Annotated in this window: 13 protein-coding genes, 1 tRNA gene and 1 pseudogene; 2 read left to right on the forward strand and 13 right to left on the reverse strand. The window is 55.9% G+C overall.

Features of this window, described 5'->3' with window-relative positions:
- The first annotated feature begins 7 nt into the window (after positions 1–7).
- Both ACWYRJ_RS14965 and ACWYRJ_RS14970 read left to right on the forward strand, forming a co-directional pair.
- A tRNA-Thr gene (locus ACWYRJ_RS14965) sits at positions 8–83 on the forward strand.
- A gap of 153 nt (positions 84–236) precedes the next feature.
- Positions 237–1,409, forward strand: coding sequence for a tyrosine-type recombinase/integrase (locus ACWYRJ_RS14970; protein ID WP_455508182.1), 1,173 nt, complete (start codon positions 237–239; stop codon positions 1,407–1,409).
- Here ACWYRJ_RS14970 and ACWYRJ_RS14975 read toward each other — a convergent pair.
- The 13 genes and pseudogenes from ACWYRJ_RS14975 to ACWYRJ_RS15035 all read right to left on the reverse strand — a co-directional run.
- Positions 1,406–1,594 carry a helix-turn-helix transcriptional regulator gene (locus ACWYRJ_RS14975; RefSeq protein ID WP_000189281.1) on the reverse strand — a complete coding sequence of 63 codons (189 nt, stop codon included), beginning with the start codon at positions 1,592–1,594 and terminating at the stop codon, positions 1,406–1,408. The genes ACWYRJ_RS14970 and ACWYRJ_RS14975 overlap by 4 nt on opposite strands.
- The gene (locus tag ACWYRJ_RS14980; protein ID WP_455508183.1) at positions 1,591–3,000 is read right to left on the reverse strand and encodes an SNF2-related protein; all 1,410 of its coding nucleotides are present in this window, start codon (positions 2,998–3,000) and stop codon (positions 1,591–1,593) included. The genes ACWYRJ_RS14975 and ACWYRJ_RS14980 overlap by 4 nt, the downstream gene beginning before the upstream one ends.
- Positions 3,001–3,126: 126 nt before the next feature.
- Positions 3,127–3,429: a VRR-NUC domain-containing protein gene (locus ACWYRJ_RS14985; protein ID WP_455508184.1), complete on the reverse strand. Its 303-nt coding sequence runs from the start codon at positions 3,427–3,429 to the stop codon at positions 3,127–3,129.
- Complete coding sequence (locus ACWYRJ_RS14990; protein WP_023305495.1) at positions 3,430–3,669, reverse strand: DUF7446 family protein; 240 nt, start codon at positions 3,667–3,669, stop codon at positions 3,430–3,432. It lies immediately after the preceding gene.
- Positions 3,662–3,880, reverse strand: coding sequence for an ANR family transcriptional regulator (locus ACWYRJ_RS14995; protein WP_023305496.1), 219 nt, complete (start codon positions 3,878–3,880; stop codon positions 3,662–3,664). The genes ACWYRJ_RS14990 and ACWYRJ_RS14995 overlap by 8 nt, the downstream gene beginning before the upstream one ends.
- A gap of 10 nt (positions 3,881–3,890) precedes the next feature.
- Positions 3,891–4,367: an HNH endonuclease gene (locus ACWYRJ_RS15000; RefSeq protein WP_455508185.1), complete on the reverse strand. Its 477-nt coding sequence runs from the start codon at positions 4,365–4,367 to the stop codon at positions 3,891–3,893.
- A gap of 3 nt (positions 4,368–4,370) precedes the next feature.
- On the reverse strand, positions 4,371–6,431 hold the full coding sequence (locus ACWYRJ_RS15005; RefSeq protein WP_455508186.1) for a DNA polymerase: 2,061 nt from the start codon (positions 6,429–6,431) through the stop codon (positions 4,371–4,373).
- 72 nt (positions 6,432–6,503) lie between these two features.
- Complete coding sequence (locus ACWYRJ_RS15010; RefSeq protein ID WP_455508190.1) at positions 6,504–6,956, reverse strand: Nmad5 family putative nucleotide modification protein; 453 nt, start codon at positions 6,954–6,956, stop codon at positions 6,504–6,506.
- Positions 6,920–7,144: an Nmad5 family putative nucleotide modification protein gene (locus tag ACWYRJ_RS15015; protein WP_455508187.1), complete on the reverse strand. Its 225-nt coding sequence runs from the start codon at positions 7,142–7,144 to the stop codon at positions 6,920–6,922. The genes ACWYRJ_RS15010 and ACWYRJ_RS15015 overlap by 37 nt, the downstream gene beginning before the upstream one ends.
- 48 nt (positions 7,145–7,192) lie before the next feature.
- Positions 7,193–7,741, reverse strand: a complete 549-nt coding sequence (locus ACWYRJ_RS15020) for a DUF2815 family protein (RefSeq protein WP_257272838.1) — start codon at positions 7,739–7,741, stop codon at positions 7,193–7,195.
- A 15-nt stretch (positions 7,742–7,756) separates the two neighbouring features.
- Positions 7,757–9,061 (reverse strand): DUF2800 domain-containing protein, encoded by a 1,305-nt coding sequence (locus ACWYRJ_RS15025; RefSeq protein ID WP_455508188.1) that lies wholly within the window; start codon positions 9,059–9,061, stop codon positions 7,757–7,759.
- 2 nt (positions 9,062–9,063) lie between these two features.
- Positions 9,064–9,984, reverse strand: coding sequence for a hypothetical protein (locus ACWYRJ_RS15030; protein WP_455508189.1), 921 nt, complete (start codon positions 9,982–9,984; stop codon positions 9,064–9,066).
- Positions 9,985–9,987: 3 nt separating this feature from the next.
- A pseudogene (locus ACWYRJ_RS15035) lies at positions 9,988–10,536 on the reverse strand (protein YdhT); the annotation flags it as partial.

Below are 10,536 nucleotides of genomic sequence, written 5' to 3' on the forward strand. Positions count from 1 at the left end.
TTTCAGGGCCGATATAGCTCAGTTGGTAGAGCAGCGCATTCGTAATGCGAAGGTCGTAGGTTCGACTCCTATTATCGGCACCATTATTTCATCCAGTACCATCCCCAATCGTCCATTTTTCCTTGTTTTTCGCGGTGTTGACTGTTTTGTTTGTCCGCCGTTATCCACCTTTTACCGTTGCAATCCAAATATAAAACGGGTACATAATCGGGTATCTGAGTTTGAGGCGGGTACCTATGAAATTAAACGCGCGACAGGTTGAGACGGCAAAGCCTGCCGAGAAAGACTACAAGCTGCCAGACGGTAACGGGCTTATTCTGCTGGTGAAAACCAGTGGGGCAAAATACTGGCGCTATCGCTATACCTTCGCCGGTAAAGAAAAGATGCTGGCGCTCGGTGTGTACCCGGCTGTTTCGCTGGCAGCTGCACGCGAAAAGCGAGACGAGGCCAGGCGGAACGTTGCAGCAGGTGTTGATCCGGTGAAAGTCAAAAGCCATGTTGCAGCTGCGGCAGCAAAGACGATCACGTTTAAAGAGATTGCCGCAGAATGGCACGAATTCAAGAAGCCGCGCTGGTCGCCTGGCTATGCCTCTGACATTCTCGAAGCGTTCAACAAAGATATTTTCCCAGCTGTGGGTAAGCTGCCGGTTGCTGAAATCGAACCGGTTCAGATGCTGGCGGCACTGCGCAAAATTGAGAATCGCGGCGCAACCGAGAAAGCAGCCAAAACGCGCCGGTGGTGCGGTGAAGTATTCAGCTATGCCGTTGCGACAGGGCGCGCGAAGTATAACCCCGTCAGCGAACTGAACAGTGCCATGACCGGCCATAAGGGGGAGTCCTTTCCGTTCCTGACGGCTGAAGAACTGCCCGATTTTCTGGCGGCGCTTGAAGGTTACAAGGGGAGCCCGCTCCCCCGACTGGGTTTGCAGATCATGATGCTGGCAGGGCTGCGTACTTACGAACTGCGGCATTCAAAATGGGAATGGGTAGATTTCGATAATCGGCTGTGGCAGATACCCGCCGAATTTATGAAGATGGATCGCCCGCATCTGGTACCGCTCTCCGATCAGCTTGTTGTCTTGCTGAAAGAATTACACGGCCTGACAGGTCGATACGTGAATATGTTCCCCGGCAGGAATGACCCGTCAAAGGTCATGAGCGAGAACACAATAAACAGGATGATCCACACGCTGGGGTATAAGGGAAGGGTAGTAGGGCATGGCTTCCGGCATACGTTCAGCACCATCCTGAACGATAAAGGATTCAACTCTGACTGGGTTGAACTCCAGATCGCTCACGTTGACAAGAACAATATACGCGGGGTTTATAACCATGCCCTGTATATGGAAGGACGTCGGGAAATGATGCAGTGGTACGCGGATTATATTGACCAGCTGCGTTTGATTTAAAGAAACTGTTTTTTCCACTCTTCGACCTCGCCACGTACCCAGCGGGAGGTTCGGCTTCCGAGCTTCTTAGGCTTCGGAAATTCGTTATTGCTGATGCGCTCGTAAATGCTGGATTTTTTCAGCCCAACAGAGCGCTCAACCTCTTTGATGTTAATCAGGTCAGTGTCAGAGATAACCGGTGTCATGCTATACCTCTCTTTTTCATGGCATCGAGCAGGATGTCCTGCACTGTTCGTTTTGAGTTGCGCCGCTCCATCACCATTTCGTCCATAGTGTCGGCGGCGATAATGTGGTGAATAAACACCGGGCGGTTGTGTCCGGCCTGAATCTGGCGGGTTGGTCCGATGCGTTCAACTATTTGCTGGTACTGCTCCAGATCCCACCAGTGCGAGAAAAACACCAGTATGTTGCCGCCGTCCTGCATATTCAGGCCGTGGCCGGCGCTGGCCGGGTGTGCGAACAGGACCGGTATTTTTCCGGCGTTCCAGTCGCGAAGGGTCTGTGGATCCTGGTCGAGGTGACGACCTCGGGGAAACGCTTTAAGCAGGCGCTCAAGATCGTGTTTCCAGTGGTAGGCCACCAGGACCGGTGCGCCAGCTGCTTCGGTGAGAATACTGTCCAGCGCCTGCAGCTTCGCGTCGTGCAGTTCAGACCAGTTTCCGGCGTCGTCGGTGTACACCGCGCCGCTGGCGATTTGCAGACACTTCACAGTCTTTGCCGCGGCGTTCGGCGCTTCGATGCCTTCGCCGTTCAGTTCGAGGAACATTTCTTTTTCCATTTCGCGATACTGCTGGTGTGCCTTTGGTGGCATGTCCACGCGTATCACGTTATGGATGGGCTCTTTGATGTCGAACCAGTCGGCGGCGTCCAGTGAGATTGTTACGTCGGCCAGCGCCCGCTGTATCTCGTCCTGCGAATGGGCGAACGGTTCCAGCTTCGTCCAGCTCTGCCCCGGAAACTGTATTGAGTTGAACCAACGGGAAGTAAACGCGCCGTAGGTGCGCCCGAGGCGCTGACCCTGATCCACAAACCACGCTTGCCCCCACAAATCCACCAGGCCGTTCGGCGCTGGCGTACCGGTGAGATTCATCCAGCGCCGGGTGTGCTTATGCGCCACTTTGCCCAGCGCCGCCGCTCGTTTACCGCCACCGCGCAGCCGGAAGGATTTCAGCCGGGTGCTTTCGTCGGGAATGACAGTACCGAACGGCCAGCCGCCGCCCAGCTCTTCCACCAGCCAGACCAGATTGTCGTAGTTGATGGTAAACACGCTGGCGTTGCTGTTCGCCAGCGCCGCAGCGCGTGCTTTGGCATTACCGACAATCGGCTGCACCTCGATATTGCGCAGGTGCCCCCACTTCACCGCTTCATCCGGCCAGGTACTGGCGGCCACGCGCAGAGGCGCGAGAACCAGCGCAGGCTGTGTCTCCGCTCCCGCCATAAAAAGGTCTTCCAGCGTGGTGAGCGTCGCCACGGTTTTACCCATGCCCATTCCCGCCCAGATGTTGCAGCGCAGGATGTCGATTTCGTGGTTGATGATGAGGTCTTGATAAGGGCGGGGCGTGAAAATTTTAGAGGGGGAATTAACCGACACGTTTTTCCTCCCAGTGTAGCCTGTCTCCGCTTTGACCTGTATACCGCCCGGTCTGCCCCTTAGCTGTAAACTCCAGTGTGCCAGCGGTAAACAGCATCACCATAGCGCCATCGTACGGGCCGCCGATCAGGCGGAATTTACTGCGTCGTTGGACTTTTCGCACAATATCCCCTCCAGATCTTTGCTATCCAGCACCACCACGGTAAAGCCCAGCGTGCGCAGCCGTTCGTGCTCGCGCAGCTGGTCGGCGCGTGGTGGTTTGCCAGGTGCTTTGCATTCGACAAAGATGAGACGGCCGCCGGGTAGCAGGACAATGCGATCCGGTACCGAGCGGCGACCGGGTGACACGAACTTAAAGGCAACCCCGCCAGCCTTTTTCACTTCGGTGACGAGGTGCTTTTCGATAAGGCTTTCACGTTCGTAGGCCATTTACTTCACCTGCTTTTCAGCCCTCAGTACCATCCGGCTACCATCATCAAGACCCCAGCTAATTTCGCCGCCTTCTGCCATTACCAGCTGCCAAACTAACTGCGCGGCTTCGTTCGTTACGTCACGCCCAGGGTCATTGCCAACACGCAAGCGACCGCCGTCAACATCGCGCATTTTTGCCAACATGATCTTTTTGGATAGCGGGGAGAACCCCAGTTGTAGTTTCGCTGTATTACGCATCATTCACCTCCCTACGCTTTTCGCGCATGTTCTGCATCAGGCAAAAATCAGACCGGCGTTCGCTCCAGTCCTGATTCAGTTCGTTACGTGATTCGCGGTTGGCTTTCGCCCAGACCTTCGCCGCCCGGCCATACTCGCCTGATTGCTCAAGGCGCAAAGCCTCCCGCGCAGTCCGGTAATAAAGCGGACTGTCCCGATATTTAAATGACATAGGGGTTACCTCAGAAGTTGGCAAACTCGCCAGCATAAAGCTTTGCGCCTTTGGTATAAGCTTCTGCTGCCTGCTCTTTTGTTGGGAAATACCCGAGACTCTTAACTCTTCCTCGGATTACAATTTTTGCCTGCCACGGCTTTCGCGGGCATTTAGGGTGAAACACAACGCCCTTGAAACCGGATTTGTTGTGCTTCCGCTTGGCAATGTTGTATTGATTCTGGGCGTTATTGCAGACTCGAAGATTTTCGATCCTGCAATCGCGCGGATCGCGGTTTATGTGGTCGAGCATTGGCGGTATAGCGCCGTGGTGGTAGAGCCAGACAAGCTGATGCAGGTAGTAGGTTTTTCTGCCGATAGTGGTTGCCAGATAACGCTTATTCTTACCGGTACCATGCCACGGGTAGAGTTTACGACCACCCACGCGACGCAATAGCCCCGTCAGCGGTTCGTAGACGAACAGCGCTTTAACTTCATCCTGTGTCATAACTCACTCTTTTCTGTAATGGTACGCCTCAAAGCCGCCAGCGTTCAGCGGGATGTCGGGAGCCCATTCGGGGTTAGTGGAGAGCAGCGCGGAAAGCGCTTTGTCGTTGAAATCGTCAGTGTCCGGCGCTTCGGTGATTACCTCATCGTGTACCGTCAGCACAATGCTGTAACCGGCATCCTCGATCATTGGCATGTTTCCGGCCAGAACGTCGCGGGCGGCCGCCTGAGTGACGTTTTCCACCAGCTTTCCGCCGTAGGTTTTGAGCCGCTGCCATTTGCGCGAGTAGGAGTTAACGCCCTGATAGGTGATGTTTCCCTTCTCGATTGACGGGGACGGGTAGCACAGCGCGCGCCCGGACGGCAGCTGGATACGCAGCCATGCGCCATCGCGGCGGACTTTGAGATAACCGCAGTACAGCGTTTTTTGCGGTGTGGCTATTGCGGAGCGGACGGTGCGCTCGAGCTCGTACCAGAAATCGCAGGTTGCCGGGTGCGCTCTGCGCCACAGGCGCTTGAGCGAGTCACAGGCGATGAATACGCGCTCTGACAGGCCGTAGGTCGCCTTACGCTTAACCGATTCGTCGTACCAGCTTTTAGCCTCGCGGATAACATCGCGGGGGATGTTCGGCAGCGCGGCGTTTGCCAGCTCGTCGAGGTCGAGGCCGTAGACCAGGGCGAAGGTCAGGAACGCCGCAACGCCACCACCAAAGCCCAGGCCCAGCTCCATCACCTTGCCGATCTGACGCTGGTATTTATCAACATCGTCCGGCGAGATATTGAAGGCGCGGGCGTAGGCCAGTTTATACAGATCCGGCCCGGTCCCCTCGTCGTACTCGCGGAACGCGTCCAGCTTCCACTGCTCGCCGGCAAGCCAGGCCAGTTTTCGCCCTTCGATATTCGACAGGTCGCTAACCACCAGCTTTTTGCCTGCGGGGGCCATGATGCAGCCGCGCAGCGTTGAGCTGGTCAGCTCCATGATGTTATCGAACAGCAGATCGGCGCATCCGGCTTTCAGCGCCTCGATGCCCTCGTCTATCTGGTCCTGCTCAAGAGAAGGGCGGGGCAGGTTCTGGGGCTGGAATAATCGCCCGGCCCAGCGCCCGGTTCGCGATGCGCCGCAGAACTGCAGCGTGCCGCGCAGACGCCCGTCACTGCTCACGCCCTTCATCAGCGATTTGTACTTGCTGGTGCTGGTGGTGCTGGCCTGCAGGCGGATAGCCAGCAGCTCTTTAACCGCAGACGGCAAATCAGGATCCGCCATACGGCGTTCCAGCGTGCTGCGCTGCATGTCCGGCAGCTCCACACCGTACGATTCAACAATGTGCTTAATCAGCGCATCGCGCTGCGTGGCCGCCTGCACTTCGCCGTCGGTCATCACCTGCGTGCGTTTTGCCAGGCGTTTTTGCTCGAGGTCTACCGCCTCGATCGCCGCCTGCGCCAGCTGCACATCCATGCAGACGCCGCGGTCGTTGATCTGCTGGTCACGATGCCATAGCGCCAGCTCTGCACCCTTATAGTTCCACTTCGGCAGGCGCTTATGTACTTCGCGCATAGCCTCGATATCAAGGCCAGCGTAAGCAACAAAGCGCCGCCATTCTTCCGGGTGGGTTTTGCTGGTGGCCCGGCGCAGTTTGCTGTTCTTCGGACGTGGCTTACAGAACAGCTGGATAAGCGCTTTACCTTCTTTGTCCTTCGCCTTGTCCTGCGGGACGCCCAGAACCTCGCAGAGCGCACCCAGCGCGCCGGGGAGGCCGTGCGCCAGCGCCTGCACCATCGTGTCGCGCCAGCGTGTTACATCAGGGACCAGCTCCGGATGGTCATGCCTCATAACCGTACGGTCGAAATGTGAGTTGTGCGCCCACACCTCAATCGACGGATCGGCCAGAGCCTGATACAACATTGGTGGCATTACAATGCCCGTCGTTAAATCCCATACGCTGACAGGACCATCGTCAATGGCCCAGGCCATCAGCATTACCTCAACCTTTTCAGCATAGGCATGGGTGCCGTTGTTAATAGGCACCTCGCTGAAGGTTTCGAGGTCAATCCATAATTTTTCCATACTCAATCCTCGCGGGTGCTTTGCGAAAAGGGACACTCTTTGCAAAACACCCGGCGCATGGCCGGGTGGTGTTTACGCGGTGGCTTCTTCGTCGGAAGGGAGGCCGATCATTTCGTTGAGAGTTTCGCGTCGTATCGCTGGCGGCAGCGGAACAGATGAGGCGTCGGCTGGTAGCAGCTCTTTAGCTTCGGGCCACTCTTCCAGCAGACGTTTGACTGTCCGGACTTTACTCAGCGCGGCACTGACGTTCTGGCGAATATCTGATTCGTCATTCTGAATCTGCTTATAAAGTGCATCAAACCCGTAAAACTCGGTAACGAGGGGGTCGTCTGCCAGAAGGGTAAATTCACTCGGTGCGATTTTGTGAATATGGTCAGGTGATCCTGATTCATACCTCCGGTAATTACCGTTGAAATAGACGTTAACCCGAGATCCCGCCAGATTCAGATACATGTCGTTATCTTTCCTGGTAATACTATTGGAGGTTTTTAGCGCCTCAGGAAATTTAGCGGCAAGTGCTTCAATTTTTTTTTTAAATTTTTGCGTATTTCCGCCTCTACTTCTGCACCTCCAATCGCCTGTAGCCTGACTCTTTCAGCCCATGCAACCCGCGCCGCACGTAGCGCTGCTTTGCGATTTGGAATACCTGCTTTTGCCAGAGCGTTACAGACGATTTGTTCTTTAATGCTGCTACTTAATACTGTTTGCGCCATTATTTTGACCTCAGAAAACAGCCCGGCGTATAGCCGGGCGTAGAATGGTTAAACCAGATCGGAGGCGTCTGCACCTTCGCTGATGTCGTCGAATTCATCTGCGGTTGCAACACCGCCACCGCTGAACGCATCGCCATCTTTGAAGAACTGGACACCGCCGAGCGAAGCACTGATACCTTTACCTTTATTCTCATAGGCAAAGATGTTGATCGTCGCGTTGACGTAGCAACCCGAATAAGGTCTGCCATCTGCGGCAACCAACGGTGTTTTATCTTTATCGATAACGAGAGGACGAGATTTGTTACTCGCAACAATAAACATATTCCCGGCGTATCCATCACTATCAGGTTTGGTGTCACCGTCGCGATAACCCGCTTTATTCGGGTTATGCTTGATAGAATCCAGAATGGACTGATATTTTTCGCCCCAAGCTTCTTTTGCAACCGTGGCTACAGCTGCCTGAATTTCTTTATCGAGTGGGCTGCCTTTAGGAATAAGGAATGTCGCCCGGAATTTAAATACGCCGTCACCTTCATAGTCAGTAGCTTCAAACAGAGATGGGTAAGACAGGCGGACGTTGTTCAGTTTAATTTTCATGGAGTCGTTCCTTAATCAGATGAGGTCAGCGGCGAGCGCGTCGTCGGACACGTCGTCGAAATCGTTAACAGGGTTGATATTGAGCGCCGGGCGCGGGTCGGATTCGGGGGCGACGGTGGGCTTACCGTCAGCGCGGGTGATCAGCGCTTCGACTTTCGTCCAGCGGCGAGGGCTGGCCTTTTTGATGAGCTTCTCGGCTTTGGTCGGGCTAATCAGCTTAAGGTCGAAAACCTCCTCAGTTTTATATCGGAACTGGTCTTTCAGCAGCGCGCGGGCGGCTTCTTCATCGCTCCAGGCGCGATTACCCTGTTTACCAGTAACCAGCTTAAAGCCCGGTACCGGACGCCCGGCGTTCAGCTCACTGTTCACCCGGTCGCACACCGCTTTGCAAAAAGACTCAATCAGGCCAACCTGGCTGTAAATATCCGCCAGCTGTTCGGCAGTCAGCAGCGGCACGCGTTTAACGGCCTCTACGAGTTGCTCGCCCACCGGCTCGGTTAAGTCGACAAAATCGTCTTTCACATCGCTAAGTCTGGCCTGCGCCTCAGCGGTGCACAGACCGCCTTTTGCCTTACAGAACCGACATTGTTTTTCGCCGGGTGTGAAGTTTTCAAGCGGCAGGGTTTCGACGCCTTCGCAATCGGCGATGTTGAACATCACAATCACGCTGGCGGCCGCTTCCTGCGCCCGTTCGCCGAACGCCTGGAGCTCTTCCACCGTCAGGGCCCACTCTGAAACGTGGTTAAGTCGCGGCTGGTGGATGAACAGGCGCACCGTCTCGAAGTCGTACAGCATGCTGAACTGCTCCAGCGCGCCCAGGGCATACAGCTGCAGCTGCTCGTTCTGCTCAGCATCAACGCGCACACCCTTACCGTATTTCAGGTCGTGGATCTGCAGTTCGTTGCCCGCGATGATTACGCCGTCGGCGGTACCAAAGGACTCTTCTACGCCCACGATGTGGGAGAAGTCGACACGCTGCTCGACCAGCAGCTCATTGCCCTGCGACAGCGCCCAGACGGTGTCGACGTAACGGCCAACGGCTTCGACCATTTCCTCATCTACCTGCGGGCCGGAAGTATCATCCGGGTGCTCAGCCAGAGGATAAGAGCCGAGGAACATCGCGACATTGCAACCCGCATAGTGTTCCGGGTGGCTTAGGCGGTTGCGCAGCACTTTTTCTCCCAGCGCGTGGGCTGCGGTACCTTCTTCTGCGAATGAGGAGCTTTTATCCGGTTGCGTGGCCTCCAGCGCCAGACTACCGGGGCAGCGCATCCACCGATGCGCTGAAGACGGGGAAAGTCGTGCATGAACGTCTGGCATGATTAACCCTCCAGCGCTTTTTCAGCCTGAGCGATCACGTCTGAGAGGTTCTCGTCAGCAACTTCGCCGAGTTTTTTAGCACCCTGTTTTTCCAGAATCGCCACCGCTTCGGCACGGTAACCACCTTTCGCCAGCTGGAGGATCAACCCTTCGGCCTTTTTACGCAGCGCCGCAAAATCGGTCTGTTCGCCAGTATTACCCCCGGCATCGTCACCCGTTTCGGTACCGCCTTTTGCCGCGTTTTTACGCGCGAAATCTTCCTGCAGCTGGAGGTATTCAACTTTAGTGATCTCGATATGGCCCTTTTTAAGCAGTTCGTTCAGCTTGCGTAGGGTATGAAGCTCGCTGGCGGCGGAGCCATCAACGTTCTTGCAGTAGAACGGCCCTGTGCGTTCTTCATCCTTACCGCTTGTTTTCGGCTTCACTTCATGACGGCCGTCGGCTGGTGCGTCCAGTAAGCGCTCGGCAAACTCACGGCGTGCCGCGATGGTTGGTAAATCGTCCCAGAAACGCAGGATGTTACGCGACAGGTCAAGTAACGCTGGCTTGTTCAAATGACCTGCTCGTTTAACTCCCTGCAGGGCGCTATCCAGGGCGTCGATCTGCACAACGCGCTTATCGCCTTCGGCATCGCGATAATCAACAACCCGCTGGACCATCGTTTCGCTGAGCTCCTGCGGGTCAGGGTAGAATGCAGCCAGAGCGATAATGTCGCTGAACTCCAGATCGTCCAGCGTAACCTTGCGGATAATAGTATTTTCCGCTTTGTTTTCCAGTGCTGTTTCGCGGTATTCCTGCACCTGCGCCACGGTGTCCGGGCGAAGAGCGACGCCAGAGGCCAGGGCAGCGATAAGGCGTTCAAGCAATTCGTTATTACGGGTTACCAGCTGGTTATTAAGTTCCAGATTTGTTTCTAAGCTCATGGATTATTCCTCAACCTTGACGAACTGACCTTCGTCGTTAACGTAATACGGGGTATTTGCCTCAATGCCGTTCTCGCCGACATACGCCACTGCAATGCGGGTGCGGTTACCGTCGTGCCATGGAACTGATACGCAGCCACCTTCGCCCAGGACAATGCGCTCAATGCTGCCCGCGCAGGCCACCACTGATCCTTTACCCGATGCGGTGATTCGGGCGTTGTAGCCGGAGCTGCCGATTCGGGCGTCGTCGCCGGAGCTGCCGATTTGGGCGTAGTTGCCGGAGCTGCCGATTCGGGCGTTGTAGCCGGAGCTGCCGATTTGGGCGTCGTCGCCGGAGCTGCCGATTTGGGCGTAGTTGCCGGAGCTGCCGATTTGGGCGTAGTTGCCGGAGCTGCCGATTTGGGCGTCGTCGCCGGAGCTGCCGATTCGGGCGTCGTCGCCGGAGCTGCCGATTTGGGCGTCGTCGCCGGAGCTGCCGATTTGGGCGTCGTCGCCGGAGCTGCCGATTTGGGCGTAGTTGCCGGAGCTGCCGATTTGGGCGTAGTTGCCGGA

The sequence above is a fragment of the Enterobacter sp. genome, assembly GCF_977039595.1.